Source organism: Metabacillus sp. cB07 (assembly GCF_016839225.1).
In the GTDB taxonomy this organism is placed as follows: Bacteria; Bacillota; Bacilli; order Bacillales; family Bacillaceae; genus Bacillus_P; species Bacillus_P indicus.
On sequence record NZ_CP069296.1, the window covers coordinates 523,415 to 544,782 of the forward strand.

A 21,368-nucleotide genomic window follows, 5' to 3' on the forward strand; every position below is an offset into this window, starting at 1 on the left:
GTCATCCCGTACTATTCCCGTTAAGTTATTTCTTTAAAACGTTTGGATGTGCAGAGCCCGATTTTATGGCAAAATAGGGATATATAAACAGGTAAGGGAGCGGAGGCAAGGTGAAGATAGTTTCCATCAATGTCGGAATGCCGAAAAAAGTCCTGTACAATGGCCGTGAAATTGAAACCGGCATTTATAAAGAACCGGCAGAGATGCCGATCATACTGAAAAAAACAAATTTTGAAGGGGACGGCCAGGCGGATCTGAAAAATCACGGCGGTGAAGACAAGGCGGTCTGCGCCTACTTTTACGATCACTACCCATATTGGGAGAAAACACTGGGTTTTAAGCTCCTGCCGGGTGCTTTCGGAGAAAACCTGACATTAAGCGGCATGACTGAAAAAGAAGTCTGTATAGGAGACATCTTCCGCCTCGGAGAAGCCGAGCTTGAAGTGAGCCAGCCGCGCCAGCCATGCTTCAAGCTTGCATTGAAACATGAAGTCAAGGATCTTCCTGTGCAGGTGCAAAACACCCGATATACCGGGTTTTACTTTCGGGTGAAAAAAGAGGGACTGATCAAAAAAGGGGATGCACTTGAACGGATTTCGTCCCATCCGAAGAAGGTGACCATAGAGTTTGTCAATAAGATCAAATACGAGGATAAGTTCAACGCTGAAGCGATCAAAGAGATTTTGGAAGTGAAGGAACTGGCGGGGAGCTTTAGGAGTTCGTTTGAAAAACGGCTGTAAAAAAAAGCGCATCGATCATGCGCTTTTTTCACTCCTCTTTTCATAAACCGCAAACGTCACCCAATAAAGGGCTGCACTTGCCAAAGCAAGAATCCCAAGGATGGCGAATGTCCACTGAAAGCCAAACCAGACCGTCATCGGAATGGAGAGCGGGGCAATGGTCCGTCCGACTGTATAGCGGAGACTTGCTGCCGCAAAGTACTGCCCGCGCATATGCTCTGGTGCAAGCTTTGAAACAAAGCTCTGTTGCAGGCCGGCAGTCATCAATTCGGCGAGTGTAAACAAAGCCATGGCGAAGATCAGTCCCCACAAGAAGCTGAACTGTCCGAAAAGGAAGATCGAGACTGCGTATAAGACGGAAGAAAGAATGAAGACATTCCTTTCTTTATACAGAGTCATCCATTTCGTAACAGAAATAGTCAACAGGGCGACCAGCAGTCCGTTTTCCGAAAGAAGAAAACCGAAGGCCTGCTCGCCGCCGAGTGTGAACGACCAGCTGCCGAATGAGAAAAGCTCTTCATTTTGAACGGTTTCCTTCGTATAGACGGGCATCAGCATGTCAAGCTGCATAAAGGTCTGTGCCGCAAGAACACCGGCACCAATGTACAGGAGGAAGGCCCGGTCTTTGAAGATGATTTTGTATTCTCCCAGCTGTTGAAGGAGAAAGTGATGCCACTTTGTGCTTCCCTTCCTGTTCAGCACGGATTCGGGTGCTGTTTCTCTTGTCCAGAGAAAGAGCATGCCTGAAAGCAGAAAACAGATGAACCCTGCAAAGACGAGGAGTTCAAAGAAATATTTCACATAGAAGATGGCTCCTAAGATAGGGCCGATGACGACAGCCAGATTGATTGATGTATAAAATACCGCGAACACATTGCTCCGGTCTTTTTCCTTTACCACATCCGCAATCATAGCCTGGCTTGCAGGCCAGTAAAACGAACCGAAAACCCCCGCTAAAGCGAAGCATGCAAATCCGATCAGAGGGGCGTCAAGCCATGGTGATACAGACAGAGCAAATATGAGAAATGAAACTCCCTGTCCCGCTGAAGAGAGGACGAGCATCTTTTTTCTCCCGAACCGGTCAGCGCAGTAGCCTCCCATTAAATTGGCAAGCACGGAGAAAACCTGTGAAAATACTAATAGGAATCCGGCCTGTTCCTTGCCGAACTCATCGGCAAAATAAATCGTCAAAAACGGGAAAAACATCCAGTATGTAATATTCATCAATGCTTCCCCGAACAAGCGTATCTTTAAATTCCGGTCCCAATCTCTAAGTCTCATGCTGCTGACCTCACTTTTTATGATTAAACCTCTATCATCATACCCTGCTGCACAAAAAGGGGCAAACACATTCAAGCTTGTGAACTGCAGCATGAGGGTATAGGTTTTAAACAGGCCGAAAATAAAGCCAAAGGAGCTGTCCAATGGAAATTATTTTAGATCATCTCGTACATTTTACAGACCGCCATCCGCTCCAAGCAGCAGAGTTTTTTAAAAAACAGGGACTGACTGCTGTAATGGGAGGCCGGCATGAGAAATGGGGCTCGTATAACAGCCTTTGCTATTTCAGCGATCTCGCCTATTTGGAGTTCCTCTCGATTGAAGACAGGAAAAAAGCAAATGGATCGGACAATCCGCTCATTCACCGCCTTCTGAAGCAGCGCGCAGAGGGTCTTGGCCAGATTGCCCTGAGATCAGATAACCTCGAACATGTGAAAGCAGAGCTTGAAGAGAAGGGGCTTGAAACAGGAGAAATCATTGAAGCGAGCAGAAAACGCGAGGACGGATCACTGCTTGAGTGGAGAATGCTTTTTATCGAGCAAAGCGATGACGAAGCTCCACTGCCTTTCTTTATTGAATGGAAGCAGTCTGAGGATGAACGAAAACATGACCTGTTCATGTCTGGTGCACTTCCTTCTGAAAATACCAGCGTGTCGGTTTCGAAAGTACACTATATCGTAAAGGATTTAAATGCAGCTGTTCTGAAATGGAGAAAATATTTCGACCTTCCAAAAGGCGAAGAGGCTGTTTATAATGAGTGGCGGGCAAGGATTTATACAATCTTCCTCCCGTCTTTTCAGCTGGTCTTTGCCGAGCCATCAGGAGACGGACTTGTTCAGCAGATGCTTGAACGAAAAGGGGAAGGCCCTTATCTCGCAGAGTTTGATCCGCCTGTATTTGGCTCTTATTACCAGGTGCGCGGCAGCATGTATAAATAAAAAATCAGCCTCCCGGATGTGGAGGCTGATTTTTTTAGTTTGTCATATATCTTATATAGACTGGATTCAATTTTCCCGAAGGACGGCGAAGTCTGTAATTCTTTTTCGTATGCTGTTTCAGCAGGTATTCTTCGTACTTTCGGTTCCAATGTTTAATGGACGCAAACACGAGTACCCCAGTTATTAGAACGAGGCCCGCAATCGCCGGCCAGAATGCCGCTGATACATATCCGTCCGCGTATGCAAGTCCAATCGGAGAAAAAACGATATAGGTTGCGCAAACCAGTGAAAGAAGAATAACAGATGTGGCGATTGTATATTTCCACGGCAGCATGTCCACAGATGCTTCTGTCTTATAAATATAGGCTTCTTCCCGCGGTTTTACCATTCCGATCACAAGCATCATGAACACTTCGATAAAGAAGAGAATGGCATAGATGTGAATGAAATGAATGTCAACGGTAAAGCCGAAGAGATGGTTCGTCCCCCATACGAGCATATAGTAGGTGATGACGTGGAAAATGATTACCACTTTTGCAGCTGCTGCCGGAACAAACTTAGACAAGAGACCGACAAGGACAATGGCAATAATCGGGATGTTGAAAAAGCCGGTAAATTTCCTGATTAAATCCCATAAACCATCCGGCGCATACATAAGCAATGGAGAAACAAACAATGCGACAAGCGCAAGGAAGGTTCCAAACAGTTTGCTGACGCTGATCAGTTTTTTATCATCTGCCTTCGGATTAACCTGCACCTTGTAAATATCGAGCGCAAACATCGTGGCGGCACTGTTCAGCAGAGAGTTAAACGAACTGAAGACGGCTCCAAGCAGAACAGCGAGGAAAAATCCTGACAGGTACGTCGGCAGCACGTCTGCAATCAGAGTCGGATAGGCAAGGTCAACTGATTTTAAGCCGTCACCATATTGATGAAACACAATGATGCCGGGAATCATCATGAAGAGAGGAATAAGAAGCTTATAAAAGCCTGAAAGAATGACCCCTTTTTGACCCTCGGCAAGGTTTTTAGCGCCAAGCGTTCTTTGAATAACATACTGATTGGATGCCCAGTAAAACAGATTGGCAAAAATCATACCTGTGAAAATGGTGCCGAAGGGAACAGAGTCTTCACTGGATCCGATCGCATTCAGCTTTTCGGGGTGAGTAGTTGTAATCTCTTTCATGCCATCAAGCATGTTTCCGTTGCCAAGGGCGATAAAGCCTAAAACAGGAACGAGGATTCCGATGATTAAAAGTCCGATTCCGTTCAGTGTATCTGATACAGCCACTGCTTTCAGACCGCCGAAGATGGCGTAAACAGCACCGATAATGCCGATCACCCAAATGACAAGCCAAATTGATTGCATATAAGAGATTCCGAACAGCTCCGGAACGTCAAACATTTGCAGGACAGCAAGAGCTCCGGAATAGAGCATGGAAGGAATCGTTACCAGAATATACCCGAGCATAAAAAGGATAACGGTATAACGTCTTACGCCTTCATCAAACCGCTTGCTCAAAAATTCCGGCAGAGTTGTGAAGCTTCCTCCGAGATATTTCGGAAGCAAGTAAAGAGCCATAACGACAATCGCAAAGGCGGAAGTAACCTCCCAGGCCATATTTGACAGGTTTGTGCGGTAAGCCTGTCCATTAAGTCCCACGAGCTGTTCAGCCGATAAATTTGTAAGAAGCAGTGAACCTGCTATAAAACCCCCGGTAAGTCCCCTTCCCGCAAGGAAATAACCGTTAGAATCCTCATTGCCGCCTTTTGTTTTCAGATAGGAAATCCAAGCTACAAGACCCATAAAAAAGGCGCATGATAAAAGCGTGAACCAAATTCCTCCCATATGTATGCCTCCTTCAAGATGCTAAAAATGTTTTTCAGAATAATTTCTACCCATTAAATAACCTCCTTTCTGAAAAGATAAACCTTGTTGGATCAAAAACAGGAAATAAGAACGAAATAAAAGTCTGATTTAATGGAAAAATCAGACTTTTATAGTATTTGTTATTTATTTAAAGGTTTTACCACAATCGCCTGTGAGCATTTCCGGATCACGCAGTCCTTCATTTCCTCAGCTGACAGCATGCCCAGTGTGAGCGCGGCTTGAATTTTTTCTTTATCAGGCTGTTTTACGAGAATAATACAATCTGAGAGATTTAATTCTTCAAGAATTTTAACCGTTTTATCAGGATGATAGGATTCGGACTGCCTGATTTGCCGCTGGATCTTGTAGGCTCCGATTCTTTCTTCCCCTTTGCTGTTTTTGCCGTATTCATGATCAAAATACGCGTTGAAAATCTTTTTGATTTCCGCCATTTCTTCTTCAATCTTCTTTGCCTTTTCATTCAGTGCAGCATACCGGGAGACCATTTCCTCAGGAATCTGAAAGGTGTTTGAATTGTTCATTCTGATGCCTCCAATTTATGATGTCTTTAAAGGATATGCAAGAGGGCCTGTTTGCAGAACGTCTGTTTGATTGATTGTCACGAATCATCTATATTTTTAAGAAGGAATCATGCTGCACGATGTATAAGCTAGTAAAGAGAAGTGATTACTGGACAGGAGGCTGTAAAATGGATCTGTTCACCATTCTGTCAGAGGATAAAATAAAGCAGGCCATAAAAGATGGGGAATTTAATCGGCTGCCCGGCATGGGAAAACCGCTTCAGCTTGAGGATCTTTCGCATATTTCACCAGAGCTGAGGGTGTCCTACAAGATGATGAAGAACGCAGGCATGCTTGATGAAGAAGGAGAGCTTAAAAAATCCATTCATAAGCTTGAAGACCTGGCATCGGCCTGTCAAGATGCCCTTGAAAAAGAAAAGCTTGAGATGCAACTGAGCGAAAAACGGGTAAAGCTTGAACAGATACTCAAAAAGCGCGGGACATTTTCTTCAAAGGCATCCGCTTTTTACAAAAATAAAATCAATTCGAAATGGTCATAACATGGAGTGAGTGACATGAACGTTGTCTGGTTTAAACGGGATCTGAGGACCGAAGACCACATCCCTCTTGCAGAAGCAGCACGGTTCGGGGAAGTGTTGCCTCTGTATGCTGCGGAGCCCTCGGTCTGGAAGACAGGAGGCTTGTCAGCAAGGCATTTTCAATTCGTACGGGAAAGTCTTGAAGACATGCAGCTCTCGTTTGAAAAAATGGGAGGCAGACTTTACACATTCAATGGAGAGATAGAGGATGCGCTGGAAGCAATCTATGAAACGTGCGGCGACTTTTCCCTGCATGTCTACAGCGAATCACATTCTGCAGCAGAGATGGGCAAACATGCAAGAGTCAGAGACTGGATGACTGATAGAGGTCTTGCCTTTTATGAGTACGAAGAGTACGGTGCAGCCGGAAAGAATGCAAAACAGAGGTGGGAAGCTTTTGTGAGAAGCGAAGCAGCCCGTATGCCCAGCCGTTTATTCATGCCGGAAAAGATTCCGGACCGTTTCTATTCCGGCTCAGAAAAGCTCAAATCGCTAGCTGCTTTAGGCAGCCCCATAAAATTTGGCCAGCAGGGCGGAGAAGCACAGGCGCTGGAAACGATTGAAACGTTTTTAAATGAGCGTGCCGCTTCTTATTTAGAGAATCGGTCAAACCCTCTTCAGTCCACCATTTCTTCAAGCAGGCTGTCTCCATATCTCGCTTGGGGAAACATCTCGCTGCGCACCGTTTTACAAAAAACGTCGATAAAGATAGAAAATTGTGATAATTTGTTTCCCGTGGAACAATTGACCGCTTTCATGGATCAGCTGAAGGTGAGATGGAAGCTGGTGGAAGGTGAAGTTGAAGCGATTTCAGAGCTGTGTCTTCATGATGAAACGCCACCATTATTCGACAAATGGCACGAGGGAGAAACAGGCATACCCTTTGCTGACGCATGCATGAAATGTCTGCACAAAACAGGATGGCTGCCTGCCAAGTACCGTGGCATGCTTGCTTCTTTTGGAATTGCGGTTCTCAAACTGGATCCCGCAGCATGTTCGGAAGCACTTGCGTCCCTTTTTCTTGACTATGAGCCTTCGATTCATACCGAACAGATGAAAAAGGTCTCTTCGAAAGTGGTGAATCCGGTCAAAATAGGAAAGACGGAAGATCCGGACGGAGTTTTTATCAAGAGGTATCTGCCCGTTCTGGAACGTGTACCTGTAAAATACATTCATGAACCTTGGAACTATCCCGGATTTTTTCAGCTGGACTACCAAGCTCCGGTGATTGATCTGAAAAAAGCAATTAAAAGGGTAAAAAAAGGAACGGAAGGCAAAAACAAGCCTTCTGACAGTGAACAGCTGTCATTTGATTTATAAAGGAGGGAGAAGAGTGCATGTAGTCGGAATTGATCTTGCGGGTCCTGCCAATCACAAAGAGACGGCAGTTGCTGTTTTTAAAAAAGATGCGGAAAGCCTGGTACTGAAGAGTCTTTCTTTTCATAACAGCGACCGGCTTATTCTGGATACAGTAAGCCGTTTAGCCTCAGAAGAAGGACAGGTCACCGTCGGCATTGATGCGCCGCTCTCCTATCAGGACGGCGGCGGGGACAGGCCTTCAGACAAAGCTGTCAGATCCAAGCTTCGGGAGGCGGGCCTCTACCACGGCTCCATCATGCCGCCGACCCTTAACCGCATGGTTTATCTCACTTTAAGGGGCATTCATCTGAGCAGGGCGCTTGAGAACTATACTGGTTCTATCGTTGAAGTGCACCCCGGCGGAGCAATCGGACTAAGGCTGAAACCTGAGGACCGGCATCTCGCTCTGTCCTATAAAAAATCAGAAGAAGACAGGAGAAGCCTTCTGCCGTTCTTTGAACAGTGGAGGATGAAAAATATTTCGCCGGACGCTGCAGAAACAAGCCACGGACTTGATGCATGCGCTGCGGCTCTTGCTGCCTGGCACTGGGCAGATCCCGAGCATGAGCCCGAAATATGCTTAGGGGCCGATAAGCCGTTTCATCCTTTTGATTTTTGCTGCTGAAGATCACGTTTATGCGTGGTCTTTTTTAATTTGTTTTTTCCTGCTTGTACGCCGGCAAAAAGGGTAACAACCAAGTAAAGGCCTACTGAAGGGAATGATTGTATGTATGAAAAAGCATCTACCTGAAAACGATTACGCTTTTCTGTTGACAACTTGTATATACAGGAATACAATGTGAGTGTAACTTGTATATACAGGATAATTTTCAACGAACATAGCTAGACTAATAGCAGGGAAATGAAAACGATTTCGGGAGGTTGAAATAGATGAGTGTGAACAAGCAGGAAGTCCGCGACATTGTAGAGGCGGTCGGCGGGAAAGAGAATATTGCCGCTGCTACGCACTGTGTCACTCGTCTGCGGTTTGCTTTAAAAGATGAAAGCAAAGTAGACAAAGAGAAGCTTGATCAGATTGATATGGTAAAGGGTTCCTTTTCAACGAACGGCCAGTTCCAGGTCGTTATTGGACAGGGACTTGTTGACAAGGTATATAAAGAAATGGCTGAACAGACAGGCTTGGGCGAGTCGTCCAAAGAGGATGTCAAGGAAGCCGCATCAGGCAAATTGAATCCGCTTCAGCGTGCCGTGAAGATGCTTGCGGATATTTTCATTCCGATTCTTCCGGCGATCGTGACGGCCGGTCTTCTTATGGGGATCAACAACATTCTGAGCGGAAAAGATATTTTCTTTGACGGGCAGTCTCTGATCCAGGTGTACCCGCAATGGGCGGATTTATCTTCCATTATTAACTTGATTGCCAACACCGCCTTTACCTTCCTGCCTGCTCTGATCGGGTGGTCGGCAGTAAAGCGGTTCGGCGGAAGCCCGCTGCTTGGTATTGTCCTTGGTTTGATTCTTGTGCATCCGGATCTTCTGAATGCATGGTCTTACGGGGAAGCTCAGGCCAAAGGAGAGGTGCCGGTCTGGAACCTGTTTGGTCTTGAGGTTGAAAAAATCGGCTATCAGGGACAGGTGCTTCCGGTTCTGTTTGCATCGTACCTGCTTGCCAAAGTGGAACTTTTCTTAAACAAGCGGATACCTGATTCCATCAAACTGCTTGTTGTTGCTCCAATCACTCTTTTAGTAACAGGCTTTGCAGCATTTATCCTGATCGGACCTGTAACGTTTGCAGCAGGAAATGCCATCACGGACGGCGTCATTGCCATTTTCGACAACTTTGCTGCTCTTGGCGGTCTCCTGTACGGCGGATTCTATTCGCTGCTTGTTGTAACAGGCATGCATCATACGTTCCTTGCCGTTGACCTTCAGCTTGTGGCAAGTGCAGGAGGAACGTTCCTGTGGCCGATGCTTGCACTGTCAAACATTGCTCAAGGTTCTGCTGCATTTGCGATGATGCGTATTGTGAAGGATGAAAAACAAAAAGGTCTTGCCCTGACATCCGGTATTTCCGCTTATCTCGGAATTACGGAGCCGGCCATGTTCGGTGTGAACCTCAGATACCGCTATCCATTTATCGCAGCCATGATCGGTTCTGCTATTGCCGGTATCTTTATTACAATCAACCATGTCAAAGCATTCTCAATCGGCGTCGGCGGAATTCCCGGATTCCTTTCCATCCAGTCCGAATACTGGACATCGTTCTTTATCGGAATGGCGATTTCAATTGTCGTGCCGTTTGTTCTGACATACGTGTTTGCGAAATTTAACTGGAAGAAAAAATAAAAGCAGAAGGGGACAAGCCATTGTCCTTTTTTGCGTAAATTCTAAAATGGTGGTGCATGTACAATGAAACAGCCCTGGTGGAAAAAATCAGCGGTCTATCAGATTTATCCGAAAAGCTTTAACGATACGACGGGAAACGGAGTCGGCGATATTCAGGGAATCATCGATAAACTTGATTACTTGAAAAAACTCGGCATCGATGTCGTATGGCTGACGCCGATTTACGAATCTCCGCAAAAAGATAACGGATACGACATCAGCGACTATTTTTCCATTCATGAAGAATACGGAACGATGGAAGACTTTGAACGCCTGTTAAAAGAGGCTCATGAGCGCGGAATTAAAGTCATCATGGATATTGTCGTGAACCACACGTCAACAGAGCATGCCTGGTTTAAAGAAGCCCAGTCTTCAAAAGAGAATCCTTACCGCGATTTCTACATCTGGAAAGAAGGAAAAGAGGACGGTTCTGAGCCGACAAACTGGATTTCAAAGTTCGGAGGCTCTGCATGGAAGCTGGATGAAAAAACAGGCGAATACTACCTTCACCTTTTTGACGTCACACAGGCAGATTTGAACTGGGAAAACGAAGAAGTCCGCCGGAAAGTGTACGACATGATGACGTTCTGGTTTGAAAAAGGCGTCGATGGTTTCAGGCTGGACGTCATTAACCTGATTTCAAAGGATCAGGATTTCCCTGATGATGACGGCAGCACAGCACCCGGAGACGGCCGCAAGTTTTACACAGACGGTCCGCGAGTTCATGAGTATATGAAAGAAATGAACAGAGAAGTGTTCTCTAAATATGACAGCATGACAGTCGGCGAAATGTCATCCACGACAATCGACAACTGCATCCAATATTCAAATCCGGATTCAAATGAGCTCAGCATGACGTTCAACTTCCATCATTTGAAAGTGGATTACCCGAACGGCGAGAAGTGGGCGCTCGCAGATTTTGATTTTCAGGCACTGAAGCAAATCCTTTCAAAATGGCAGGTGGAGATGCATAAGGGCGGCGGCTGGAATGCCCTGTTCTGGTGCAACCATGATCAGCCAAGGGTCGTTTCAAGATACGGAAACGACGGCAAGTACCGTGTGGAATCGGCAAAAATGCTGGCCACAACCGTCCACATGATGCAGGGCACTCCCTATATTTATCAGGGCGAGGAATTCGGCATGACAAATCCTAAGTTTGAATCAATCAATGACTACCGCGATGTTGAATCTCTGAATATGTTCAATATTTTAAAAGAAGCCGGCAAGTCAGAAGAAGAAATCCTTGAGATCTTAAAGAGCAAATCAAGAGACAATTCCCGCACCCCGGTTCAGTGGAATGACTCGAAGCATGCAGGATTTACAACAGGCACCCCATGGATCCTGCCTGCGAAAAATTATCCTGAGATCAACGCCGAGAAAGCTGTCCAGGATGAAAACTCAGTTTTCTACCACTATCAGAAACTGATTCAACTAAGAAAAGACGTTGATCTCATAACATACGGAGATTACGAACTAATCCATGACGACCATGAGCAGCTGTTTGCCTACGTCCGCAATGGAGACGGCGAAAAACTGCTCGTCATCAACAATTTCTATGAAAAAGAAACCGTCTTTACATTGCCGGAGCACATCGGTGATGAGTTTAAAGCGGAAATCCTGATCAGCAACTACCCGGACTCTAGTGAATCTGTAAAAGAAATCACTCTGCGTCCATTTGAATCCGTCGTTTATCATCTTAAAAAGTAAGATTTCATGGTAAACTGATGATGGTGGTTAAAGATGAAAACAAACAATAAATACCTGGCTATTTACCAGGAGCTTGCCGATTTAATCAAACAGGGCATCCTCGCGCCTGATGAAACCATTCCATCTGAAAACGAGCTTGCTGCAAAATACGAGACGTCAAGGGAGACAATCCGCAAGGCGCTCAATCTATTGGCGCAGAACGGGTTCATTCAGAAGGTAAAAGGAAAAGGGTCCATTGTGCTCGATGTGACGAAAATGAGCTTTCCCGTTTCCGGTCTTGTCAGTTTTAAAGAGCTGTCCCAGAACCTTGGACGCTCGTCCCGGACAAATGTAGAAAAACTGGGTCTGATCAAACCGGACCCGTTTATTGCCCAGCAGCTGAACCTGAGCGGCGGGGATGAGGTATGGGAGGTTGTCAGGTCAAGGAACATCGACGGGGAATCCATTATTCTCGATAAGGATTACCTGAACAGCCGCTTCATTCCTTCTTTAACAAAGGAAATCTGCGAGGATTCCATTTACAGGTACATCGAAGAAGAGCTTGGTCTTAAGATCAGCTTTGCGAAAAAAGAAATCGTTGTGGAAGAGTGCACGGAAGAAGACTATGCTTATCTTGATCTGCACAGCTTCACCCACATCGTTGTCGTGAAAAACCATGTTTACCTGGATGATACAAGTCTGTTTCAGTACACAGAATCAAGGCACAGGCTCGATAAGTTCAGGTTTGTGGATTTCGCCCGAAGAGGGCATTGAAAAAGTCAGGCGGCTGCCTGACTTTTTTTGTATGCTTTCAGCTGCGCAAATCCCTCAGAACAGACTGGGAAGCATGATACCCGCTGACAGATACTCCAATCGTTCCGGCTCCGGGAAACACACTGTCTCCGCACAAGTAAATTCCCGGTATGCCGGCACGGTGCGACAGACTGTTGAACAGCGAATGCTGCAGAGTTTGCGGATATCCGCCCACCATTCCTCCCGGCCTTTTTGTGAACGTTTCCCACGCTCCTGGAGCCCCCGGCATGAAATCTGTCAATCCGTCCTGCAGACGCGGAATCGCCGTCTCAATCGAGTGCAGCATCCGGTTTGTGAGCACCTCTTTATATCGGTCATACTTTTCCTTCGTATCCCACAGCTTTAAGTCCGTATGGGTGCTTGCTGTCATGGTTCTGTATCCGGCAGGTGCCCTCCGCGCGTCCTCTTTTTTTGAAACAGAGAGAAACAGGTGATGCCCTTCCGTCATATCGCCTGAGTCATTGTCCATCACCTGATGAAAAAGCGGAAAGTTCTCCGGGATGACCTCCTCTTTTACAGTAAGATAAAGCGTCATCGTGCCCCATTGCTGCAGGGGCTGCTTTTTCCTATAAGCCTTGCTCAGCTGCATTATTAAATCCTTGGAAAGGAGGCTGATAAATCCGGGCAGGGGAAGGTTGCAGATGATATAGTCCGCGTCATAGGTTTTGTTCTTCTGGTCGGTTACTCTGTAGCGGCCGTTTTCTTTATGAATGGATTTCACCCAGGATCGTTTTTTCAGAACAGCTCCGCGGTCTTTTGCGAATGCAGCAAGATGCTCGGCTATCTGATACAGGCCGCCATTCACATAAAACGCGCCGTCATGGTACACAGTCAGGGCATAGGCGCCAAGGATGGCAGAGCAGTCCGCGCTCGTTGTCTGCATCGAATCAATTAGCTGGGCATCAATCAAGTGAACAAAGTCCCGCTCATTCTGCAGTCCATGCTTTTTGAGCAGCGCCGCCATCGTGCTCTGAAAATGAGGGAGAAGGCCAAGGGTAGATGGCTTTAGTGATGTTAAAAGCTTCCCCCACTCAAAAGCAGTCTTCGGAGGAAGGACCGGCAGGGGATCAATCAGCTTCTTTACTTCAGCGCCGGTTTTCCAAATGTCTGAGTAGAATGCGCGGATTTTCGCTGTAAGATGCGGAAAGTGTTTCTCCACTTCTTTTAGATAAAGAGCCCGGTCGCGGTAATAGGAAATGGTTTTTTCCGGCAAGTGTATGTCCATGATGACATCAAGCAGGCTGTGCTCCTGAAAAGAAAGATGAAGTTCGCGGAAAAGCTTATCGTGCACGCCGCCTTGTTCAAAGCCCATGCCGAGGGTTGCACCTGCAGGATATAAAAACTTCCCGCGTTGAAACTTCCCCGCACAGCCGCCCCACTCGTTTGATGCTTCAAGAACGGTGACGTCCCTTCCTTCTTTTGAAAGAAAAGCAGCCGCTGTCAGTCCGCCGATGCCGCCGCCGATTACGATTGTCCGTTTTGCCATCGTTTTCACCTCGCTGTCATTGTACGTTTTATCCTGCTCAGCCCCCAACTTTTAATCGGCTGCCGGTATTCTTACAAAACTTTTACAGTGAATAAACGGTACCCTTACACTAATCACCTATTATGAAAACGGTAATATGATGTGGAAAAGGGAAGTGAAGGTGATACCATGTGGATTTTGCTTTGCTCCATACTTGCCGCTTTGCTAGCAATACTCGCTGTATCCTTCTTTTTCAGCACCCTTATTACGGTACCCAGAAAAGTGGAATATGAAAAAACGTACAGGCTCGGAGTGGAAAGCGGGGAAATCAATACAGAGCATTTTGAAAAAACGCCTAAAGAAGAATGGTTCATAGATTCCTACCACGGCTACAAAATTCACGGCATGTGGTTTCCTGTTGAATCCGGCAAAAAAGCGATTATTATTGCACATGGGATTACATGGTCACTGTTCGGAAGCTTCAAATACGTCGAAATGTTTCATAAACGGGGTTATCACGTTCTTTTGTGTGATCACAGATTCCACGGCCTGAGCGGTGGCACGCATACCTCATTCGGGTACTATGAAAGCGACGACCTGCACGCCTGGGTCGACCATATTTATGAAGAACTCGGATCATCCGCATTTGTAGGCATACTCGGCGAATCCTTGGGTGCGGCATCGGCCCTGCAGTATGTGAAAAAAGATCCCCGTGTTTCCTTCTGCATCGCAGACTGCGCCTTCAGCGATCTGACAGAGTTGCTTAAAACAAGACTCAGACTGGATTTTAAAGTGAAATTCTATCCGCTGATCTACTTGACCAGCATGGTCACAAAGCTCAGATACGGGTGGGGATTTGAAGAAATAAAGCCTGCGCGCGATCTTGAGAACACAAAAACGCCAATCCTCTTTATTCATGGCAAAGAAGACCCCTTTATCCCAGTCAACATGACCCTTGATATGTACAAAATGAAAAAAGGACTCAAACAGCTGTACCTGGTGCCGAAAGCCGGCCACGCACAAGCGTTTTTAACAGACCCAGAAGGCTATGAAACTAAGGTTTTGGAGTTTTTAAAAAAGATCGAGCATGACAGAGACGGAATAGCAGAAATGGGGGGACGCTGAGGCGTCTTTTTTTGTTTAGGGGGGTGGTTGATGGTACATATCCGGAGAATAGAACCATCATAAGATAGAATCCTCAGATTGATGGCACTTATCAGGAAGAATAGAACCATCAAAAGACAGAATCCACAGGTTGATGGCACTGATCCGAAAGAATAGAACCATCAAAAGACAGAATCCACAGGTTGATGGCACTTATCCGGAAGAATAGAACCATCAAAAGATAGAATCCTCAGATTGATGGCACTTATCCAGAAGAATAGAACCATCAAAAGGTAGAATCCTCAGGTTGATGGCACTTATCCGGAAGAACAGAACCATCAAAAGGTAGAATCCACAGGTTGATGGCACTTATCCGGAAGAATAGAACCATCAAAAAGAAGAATCCACAGGTTGGTGGCACTTATCAGGAAGAATAGAACCATCAAAAGATAGAATCCTCAGATTGATGGCACTTATCAGGAAGAATAGAACCATCAAAAAGAAGAATTTGCAGGTTGATGGCACTTATCCAGAAGAATAGAACCATCAAAAAGAAGAATTTACAGGTTGATGGCACTTATCTGGCAGAAAAGAACCATCAAAAGACAGAATCCTCAGGTTGATGGCACTTATCCGGAAGAATAGAACCATCAAAAGGTAGAATCTTCAGGTTGATGGCACTTATTCGGAAACATAGGACCAATAAAAGAAGAATCCTCTGGTTCACCACAGTCTGCTTAAAACCGATTATTCTGGGGAAAGTAGGGGTATAGATTCAGAAGAGATTATGAGAAAAGCAGGTGAGACAGTGTACGATGTGATCGGGATTGGGATTGGTCCATATAACCTTGGGATGGCGGCCATTTTGGAGGACCTGCCTGAGATTGAAGCGATCTTTTTTGATAAAACGGATGAGTTTATCTGGCATCCCGGCATGCTGATTGAGGGGACGGATCTGCAGGTGCCGTTTCTAGCAGATCTTGTGACGTTCTGCAATCCTAGGAGCAAATATACCTTTATAAACTATCTTCATGTACATAACAGGCTTTATCCTTTTTACTTTTTTAACCGGTTTGATATTCCTAGGAGAGAATACAGTGAATATGCGGCTTGGGCGGCAAAGGAAATCCAGTGCTGCCGGTTCGGTTCATGCGTGACACATGTTGAATACAAAAAAGGGGAAACCCCGCATTACGAAGTGCATGTGGAAAACAAAGAAGGCACTCAGGTTTATCAAACGAGGCACGTGGTCATGGGCACCGGAAGCATCCCGCTGCTGCCGTTTGAGACAGAGCCCGCGGAAGATGTGTTTCATTCATCCGACTATATGTTCAGGCAGGAGTCTTTAAAGAAGAAAAAATCCATCACAGTCATCGGTTCCGGGCAAAGCGCCGCAGAGATTTTTCTGGATCTTCTCCAATCTCAGGATCTGTTTGATTATGAGCTCAGCTGGTTTACGAGATCGGCAGGCTTCACCCAGCTGGAATCGGCCAAGCTCGGGCAGGAGGTATTTTCTCCGGATTTTGTCAGCTATTTTCATGACCTGACGTTTGAGCAAAGAAAAAAAGCGTTGCCTGAGCTTGAACAGCTGCGTAACGGCGTGGACAAAACGACGCTCGTTTCTATCTATGACCTGCTGTATCACCGTTCCATTCATGGAAAAGATGCGCGCGTGAAGATTATGCCGCTGACAGATGTGAAAGATTTAATGGCGGATGGTGAAAAATATGTGCTCAAATGCCATCAGTGGCAAAGCGATACAAGCTTTGATCACACGACAGAAGGAGTCGTATTTGCAACAGGCTTTAAGCCGAATATTCCTGAATGGATAGAGGGAATGAAGGATGAGATCATCTGGGAGGATGAAAAGTTGTTCAAAGTTGAAAAGGATTTCCGGCTTGCCTTTAAGGACGGCAGGAAAGAAGGGATCTACACTCTTACAAACCTTGAACACTCTCACGGGACTGGGGCAACAAACCTTGCGCTTTCGGTTGACCGGAACATGAAAATCATCAATTCAATCCTTGGAAAAGAGCATTTTAAAGATCAGGGCAAAAACGTCTTTCAGCAGTTTATGCCGTAAAAAGAAAGTCCCTCCCCGGACCCGGGAAGGGACTTTTTGCATCTGTGGTTACTTGCTGTTCAGCCTTCTGCGCTGAATGATGTAAAATACGCTTCCTGCAATCAAGATCGCGACACCCGTAAGAAGGATGTTGAATGAACTTGTTGCTGTATGAGGAAGGCCTTTTCCGTTGTTGTTTCCTTTATCAGCGCCTTTTCCAGGGTTTTCTCCGCTGCCCGGATTCTTTCCATTGCCCGGTTTTTCCCCTGGATTTTCGCCGGAGTCAGCTGATTCAAGAACCGTAAATTCGCTGAAGTGGTCTGTATAGCCATATACTGCACCGTATTCGTAAGATCCTTCAAGCTCAGTCACTTTTTCTTTTTTGCGGTCTACATAATAGACTCTTGGATTTTCGGCATTTTCAATAAAGAAAGCAAGACCGATTTCGTCTTTGAATTTCTTTACGGTTTTCCCGTCCTGAGTAATCCCGAAATCATAAGTGTCAGTCAGGGCGTCTTCCACTTTTTCTGTTTTTGCAAAAGAAATGATGGTTTCTTTCTCATCCAGATTTGAAAGCGGGATGTCGAGACCGATTGCCTCATTGTTAAAGGACAGGCTTTCTTCTTTTGCTTTTAGAGCGGTGATTTGATCTGCCGTAAATGTCATTTCGACTGCATCAAACTCAGATGTGCCGAAAAGATCGATCAGCACGTCATTTGTGTGCTCGATGTATGGAATAAACGTGTCATCAAACGTAACAAACGCTTTATTATCTTTTACTTCAACTGTCGGCGTGAAGTATTCCATAATGCGGCCTTCAATTTCAGGGTTGACTGAATCTTTTGCTTCAAGCTGCTCAAGGAAAACCTCGTAGTCTACGAAGAATAGATCTTCAGCATAAGTTGCTTTTTTAAAGACGTCATATCCGTCTCCGCCTGCTCCCATAAAGCCGTTTGTCGCCACTCTGTAAGTCTTGTCAAGCTCAATAGGAGAGTAAGAGCCGTCTTCGTTTTGAACTTCAACGTTCATAATGCGCTCGCCTGCAGGAAGTCCCTTAGAAAAAGCGAACGTGACGCCGGCAACTTGCGGGAACTGTCCTTTGCCTTCTTCAACGGCGCTCACGCCGTGTTCGAGTGCAGCGACAATCTGTTCACCTGTTACATCAAGGACAAACAGCGTATTTCCAAAAGGCATCACGGTCAAAACTTCGCCGAGAGTGATGTCGCCTTCGTTAATGGACTCACGGATTCCTCCGCCGTTTGTGATGGCAAGCTGCGCGCCTTTTGCTTCTTTCGCTTTAGCAAGCATGCCGTCTGCAATCAGGTTTCCGAGGTTAGTCTCTTTTGAACGGACATGTTCGCGTTTACCGTCCAGTACCGTTTTTGTATGTCCGACCACTTTATCTTTAAAGCTGTTGATCTCTTCTTTGTATCCGTCAAGCAGGGCTTTAGCTTCCGGATCTTCTTCGACTGTTTCATCAATCGCAATCAGCTCGACCGCCGATTCTTCAGGGAGAACGACTCCCTCGCCATTAAATGCAACATCAAGCTTACCTAAGAATTTTCCGTAATCCTGAACCTGTGCAACGATGGTTGGCGTCCCGTCTTCATCAACTACTTTTAACGTATCCACAAGGGTATGCGTGTGTCCGCCTATGATGACGTCGATGCCTTCCACTTTTTCGGCCAGCTCAAGGTCTTTCTCGTAGCCGAGGTGGGTCAGGGCAATAATCTTGTCCACCTTTTCGTTTTCTTCAATGGTTTTGATTGTTTTTTCAGATGTTTTCACTGCGTCTTTAAACACGATATTCTCGCCCGGGCTTGATGCTTCAGGCGTATCTTCTGTCGTCAGGCCGTAAACAGCCACTTTTTCTCCGTTTACATCAAGAATGATGTAAGGGTAAATTGCGCTTTCTTTTACCGAAGGATAGTCGCTTGGCGATTTAACGAGGTCGCTTAGTTTCGGTTCCTTGCTTACATCCACGTTCGAGCTGACAATCGGGAATTTGGCTTTTTCAATAAATGCTCTTAAAGTGTCCGGCCCTTTGTCAAACTCATGGTTTCCAAACGTCATGGCATCGTACTGCATCATGTTCATAAACTCAACGTCGGCAAGTCCGTTCCATCTTGTAAAATAGAGATCTCCTGAGAAGACATCGCCTGCATCAAGAAGAATGCTGTTTTCTTCTGCAGCGCGGACTTCTTTTACCTTTGTCACGCGGCGGGCCGCATCGTCAAGGTGAGCATGCGTGTCATTCGTATGCATGACCGTCAGTTTCCAGCTGTCTGTCGGTGGAGCTGTTGTACCGCCTTTTAAATCAATTGTATATTTGGCAAACCCGTCGGCTGCTTCACCCGCATAACGGATATTCGGAGTTTCTTCAGCAAGGTCTTTTGCAGCAGGCGTTGATTCAAATACAGCCTGTGCATTGCCTTCTACAGGCGCAATCGACCAGTTGCCGTCGGCAGAAGGGTTGATTGTTTTTTCTTCTGAAATGTAATTCATGAGAGCCTGGCGGTTTTCATCTGCAGAAACGTAGGCAATGTTTTCAGCCTTCATGTTCGGGAAGCCGCCTCCGCCTGAAGCGCGGTAGTTATTTGTGACAATTAAAAATTCCTGCTCCGGATTTACATCTTTGCCTTCATATTTGAAGTTGATGATTCTGCTTGAATCCGGATTGACAATCTTTCCGTCTGCATTGTATTTAGCAGGCTTTGTTACATCAATCTGATACGTAACACCATCGATCACATCAAAATTATAAGATCTGAAGTTCGTGTCTAAAAGAGGCTGTTCGCCTTCTTTAGCAGGATCAATACGGTTGAACTGGCCGGCTGACATTTCGAGCCATTCTTTTACTTGTGATCCTTTGAGCTTCACAATCTGTACCGTATTGTCGTAGAGATAGAGGTCGCCGATGTTCTTGATGGCAAGGCTTCCTTTTGCAATATTCGTATAGTAGTCAACGCCGTTTCGGCCGCCTGATTTAAACGGTGCAGCTGCTGAGAGAATCGGCAGGTTCTGAAGGTCCGGATTTTGCTCGGCAACCTTTTTGGCATACCACATTTGGGCATCGTTGACGATTTGGACAGACGGGTCGTCCTGAACAAGCGCAAAGAAGCTGTTAATCGGGGCTTCTGTTGTTCCGACCGGCTTTCTTACGTATTCAAGCGTTTTTTCGTGGACATCTTTAATGGATGCGGAAATCGTTTGGTCTTTTGCTGTGACCGTTGTGATCGGCACGGCTTTTGACTGTGAGTCGGCTACCGACCAGTCGCCGTTTTGCTCAGTCAGCTTCAGGTCGATGACCCCTAAGTGACTGCCCCAGTTTTTAGGCATGACAACAGGCACGCCGTTCACCGTTCCTTTAACATTATCGATGGCAGCGATGCCGTCATATTTTTTGTCGCCTGGGAAGATGCCGTGCTGATGGCCTGATACGATGGCGTCAATGTCTTTCACTTCTTTAGCCAGGTCGAACACCATGTTTTCAGAGCCTGAAGAACTTGAAGCTGTTTCAATCCCGGAGTGAGCCATGACAACGATCAGGTCAGCGCCCTGGGCTTTCATTTCAGGAATGACTTTGTTTGCTGTTTCGACAATATCCTTCGTCACAACTTTTCCCTCAAGATGCTTTTTGTCCCATACGTTTATCTGCGGGGGAACAAAGCCTGTGTAGCCGATCTTCACAAGATGTTTATTGCCGTTTGCATCGATCAGTTCTTTTTCCTGGATATCGTACTGCTTAAAATACGGCTCATTTGTTGCAGCATCGTAAACGTTCGCGCTTACTACAGGAAAATTCGTATTCTTAAGCGATCCTTTCAGATACTCAAGACCGTAGTTGAATTCATGATTTCCGAGTGTCCCCGCATCATAGTCAAGTGTGCCAAGTGCATCGAATATCGGATTTGTTTTCGTGCCGGCCGCAATCTCTGCGCCAAGGTTTTTGAAAACATATTCCCCGAGCGGATTTCCCTGGATCAGATCTCCGTTATCGACAAGGATGCTGTTTTTGGCAGAGCTTCTGTACTGATCAATCAGGACTGCTGTTCTGGCGAGCCCGTACGAAGCTGTTTCTTTATCAGAATAATAGTCATAATCCATAATGTGTGCGTGAATATCAGTTGTTTCAATCAGGCGAAGATCGACTGCAGCCGTTACCGCGGCTGAAGCTTTTGGGGCAGAAAAAGGAAGAATACTTAAAAAAACAAGAGAAGCAGCAAATGAGTGCAGGAATTTCTTACTGACTGTTTTCGGTTTACTTTTCACAAACATCCACCTTTCGGAAATTTTCGCAACAGTTAAATTTTATAAATAATCTGTCTATAATGCTATGAGTATTTTGTCTAATATTGTTAAAAAATCGTAAATGATAGGAGAACAAAAGATTTACAATTGGCAGAGTTTTGCAGGAGGATGGACCTGTTTGAAGAGGGGATGACCGTATTTTTCAAAAGAAGGCAGGTCATTAGTCTTAGACGCGGAGATGATTCTGCTCCATCAATCGACAAAAGCATCGTGTGTTTTATTTTTGGGGCAAAAGGGTAATTTATACATTGTCAATCAAATAGGAGGGTTCTA

Annotated in this window: 16 protein-coding genes; 11 read left to right on the forward strand and 5 right to left on the reverse strand. The window is 45.8% G+C overall.

The window, feature by feature from the left end:
* Window positions 1-137 precede the first annotated feature (137 nt).
* Window positions 138-740, forward strand: a complete 603-nt coding sequence (locus JOJ89_RS02765; RefSeq protein WP_035207695.1) for an MOSC domain-containing protein — start codon at window positions 138-140, stop codon at window positions 738-740.
* Window positions 741-755: 15 nt separating this feature from the next.
* Here the strand turns inward: JOJ89_RS02765 and JOJ89_RS02770 are convergent, their stop codons facing one another.
* On the reverse strand, window positions 756-2,021 hold the full coding sequence (locus tag JOJ89_RS02770; RefSeq protein WP_203289517.1) for an MDR family MFS transporter: 1,266 nt from the start codon (window positions 2,019-2,021) through the stop codon (window positions 756-758).
* Window positions 2,022-2,164: 143 nt separating this feature from the next.
* Between JOJ89_RS02770 and JOJ89_RS02775 the strand changes: the two genes are divergently transcribed.
* Window positions 2,165-2,959 (forward strand): VOC family protein, encoded by a 795-nt coding sequence (locus JOJ89_RS02775; RefSeq protein WP_203289518.1) that lies wholly within the window; start codon window positions 2,165-2,167, stop codon window positions 2,957-2,959.
* A gap of 34 nt (window positions 2,960-2,993) precedes the next feature.
* Here the strand turns inward: JOJ89_RS02775 and JOJ89_RS02780 are convergent, their stop codons facing one another.
* Both JOJ89_RS02780 and JOJ89_RS02785 read right to left on the reverse strand, forming a co-directional pair.
* Window positions 2,994-4,808, reverse strand: a complete 1,815-nt coding sequence (locus tag JOJ89_RS02780) for a solute:sodium symporter family transporter (RefSeq protein ID WP_203289519.1) — start codon at window positions 4,806-4,808, stop codon at window positions 2,994-2,996.
* Between the two features lie 161 nt (window positions 4,809-4,969).
* Complete coding sequence (locus JOJ89_RS02785) at window positions 4,970-5,371, reverse strand: hypothetical protein (RefSeq protein ID WP_029567122.1); 402 nt, start codon at window positions 5,369-5,371, stop codon at window positions 4,970-4,972.
* Between the two features lie 167 nt (window positions 5,372-5,538).
* Between JOJ89_RS02785 and JOJ89_RS02790 the strand changes: the two genes are divergently transcribed.
* From JOJ89_RS02790 to treR, 6 genes are all read left to right on the forward strand, one after another.
* Entirely contained in the window at window positions 5,539-5,910 is a 372-nt protein-coding gene (locus JOJ89_RS02790; protein WP_203289520.1) for a DnaJ family domain-containing protein, read from the forward strand.
* Window positions 5,911-5,925: 15 nt separating this feature from the next.
* Complete coding sequence (locus JOJ89_RS02795; RefSeq protein WP_203289521.1) at window positions 5,926-7,269, forward strand: FAD-binding domain-containing protein; 1,344 nt, start codon at window positions 5,926-5,928, stop codon at window positions 7,267-7,269.
* Between the two features lie 13 nt (window positions 7,270-7,282).
* Window positions 7,283-7,933 (forward strand): DUF429 domain-containing protein, encoded by a 651-nt coding sequence (locus tag JOJ89_RS02800; protein ID WP_035207674.1) that lies wholly within the window; start codon window positions 7,283-7,285, stop codon window positions 7,931-7,933.
* A 266-nt stretch (window positions 7,934-8,199) separates the two neighbouring features.
* On the forward strand, window positions 8,200-9,615 hold the full coding sequence (treP, locus tag JOJ89_RS02805; protein ID WP_203289522.1) for a PTS system trehalose-specific EIIBC component: 1,416 nt from the start codon (window positions 8,200-8,202) through the stop codon (window positions 9,613-9,615).
* Window positions 9,616-9,678: 63 nt separating this feature from the next.
* Entirely contained in the window at window positions 9,679-11,361 is a 1,683-nt protein-coding gene (gene treC / locus JOJ89_RS02810) for an alpha,alpha-phosphotrehalase (RefSeq protein WP_029567117.1), read from the forward strand.
* A 33-nt stretch (window positions 11,362-11,394) separates the two neighbouring features.
* Window positions 11,395-12,114 (forward strand): trehalose operon repressor, encoded by a 720-nt coding sequence (treR, locus tag JOJ89_RS02815; RefSeq protein WP_029285856.1) that lies wholly within the window; start codon window positions 11,395-11,397, stop codon window positions 12,112-12,114.
* 37 nt (window positions 12,115-12,151) lie between these two features.
* Here the strand turns inward: treR and JOJ89_RS02820 are convergent, their stop codons facing one another.
* On the reverse strand, window positions 12,152-13,687 hold the full coding sequence (locus JOJ89_RS02820) for a phytoene desaturase family protein (RefSeq protein ID WP_242524653.1): 1,536 nt from the start codon (window positions 13,685-13,687) through the stop codon (window positions 12,152-12,154).
* A 120-nt stretch (window positions 13,688-13,807) separates the two neighbouring features.
* On the opposite strand from JOJ89_RS02820, the gene JOJ89_RS02825 reads away from it, so the two are divergent.
* Window positions 13,808-14,743, forward strand: coding sequence for an alpha/beta hydrolase (locus JOJ89_RS02825; RefSeq protein WP_203289523.1), 936 nt, complete (start codon window positions 13,808-13,810; stop codon window positions 14,741-14,743).
* 787 nt (window positions 14,744-15,530) lie between these two features.
* Window positions 15,531-16,805: a lysine N(6)-hydroxylase/L-ornithine N(5)-oxygenase family protein gene (locus tag JOJ89_RS02830; RefSeq protein ID WP_029285861.1), complete on the forward strand. Its 1,275-nt coding sequence runs from the start codon at window positions 15,531-15,533 to the stop codon at window positions 16,803-16,805.
* A gap of 48 nt (window positions 16,806-16,853) precedes the next feature.
* Here JOJ89_RS02830 and JOJ89_RS02835 read toward each other — a convergent pair whose 3' ends face one another.
* Window positions 16,854-21,062 carry a bifunctional 2',3'-cyclic-nucleotide 2'-phosphodiesterase/3'-nucleotidase gene (locus JOJ89_RS02835; RefSeq protein ID WP_203289524.1) on the reverse strand — a complete coding sequence of 1,403 codons (4,209 nt, stop codon included), beginning with the start codon at window positions 21,060-21,062 and terminating at the stop codon, window positions 16,854-16,856.
* 141 nt (window positions 21,063-21,203) lie between these two features.
* Here JOJ89_RS02835 and JOJ89_RS21230 point away from each other — a divergent pair, with 141 nt between their 5' ends.
* Window positions 21,204-21,335: a hypothetical protein gene (locus JOJ89_RS21230; protein ID WP_277987849.1), complete on the forward strand. Its 132-nt coding sequence runs from the start codon at window positions 21,204-21,206 to the stop codon at window positions 21,333-21,335.
* The last annotated feature ends 33 nt before the right edge of the window (window positions 21,336-21,368 follow it).

Excerpts from the sequence above, each read along its gene's own strand:
- JOJ89_RS21230 (WP_277987849.1), top strand. The coding sequence starts at position 21,204 with ATGGACCTGTTTGAAGAGGGGATGACCGTATTTTTCAAAAGAAGGCAG.
- JOJ89_RS02825 (WP_203289523.1), top strand. The coding sequence starts at position 13,808 with ATGTGGATTTTGCTTTGCTCCATACTTGCCGCTTTGCTAGCAATACTC.
- treR (WP_029285856.1), top strand. The coding sequence starts at position 11,395 with ATGAAAACAAACAATAAATACCTGGCTATTTACCAGGAGCTTGCCGAT.
- JOJ89_RS02795 (WP_203289521.1), top strand. The coding sequence starts at position 5,926 with ATGAACGTTGTCTGGTTTAAACGGGATCTGAGGACCGAAGACCACATC.
- JOJ89_RS02835 (WP_203289524.1), bottom strand. The coding sequence starts at position 21,062 with ATGTTTGTGAAAAGTAAACCGAAAACAGTCAGTAAGAAATTCCTGCAC.
- JOJ89_RS02775 (WP_203289518.1), top strand. The coding sequence starts at position 2,165 with ATGGAAATTATTTTAGATCATCTCGTACATTTTACAGACCGCCATCCG.
- JOJ89_RS02765 (WP_035207695.1), top strand. The coding sequence starts at position 138 with ATGCCGAAAAAAGTCCTGTACAATGGCCGTGAAATTGAAACCGGCATT.
- treP (WP_203289522.1), top strand. The coding sequence starts at position 8,200 with ATGAGTGTGAACAAGCAGGAAGTCCGCGACATTGTAGAGGCGGTCGGC.
- JOJ89_RS02790 (WP_203289520.1), top strand. The coding sequence starts at position 5,539 with ATGGATCTGTTCACCATTCTGTCAGAGGATAAAATAAAGCAGGCCATA.
- JOJ89_RS02785 (WP_029567122.1), bottom strand. The coding sequence starts at position 5,371 with ATGAACAATTCAAACACCTTTCAGATTCCTGAGGAAATGGTCTCCCGG.
- treC (WP_029567117.1), top strand. The coding sequence starts at position 9,679 with ATGAAACAGCCCTGGTGGAAAAAATCAGCGGTCTATCAGATTTATCCG.
- JOJ89_RS02770 (WP_203289517.1), bottom strand. The coding sequence starts at position 2,021 with ATGAGACTTAGAGATTGGGACCGGAATTTAAAGATACGCTTGTTCGGG.
- JOJ89_RS02780 (WP_203289519.1), bottom strand. The coding sequence starts at position 4,808 with ATGGGAGGAATTTGGTTCACGCTTTTATCATGCGCCTTTTTTATGGGT.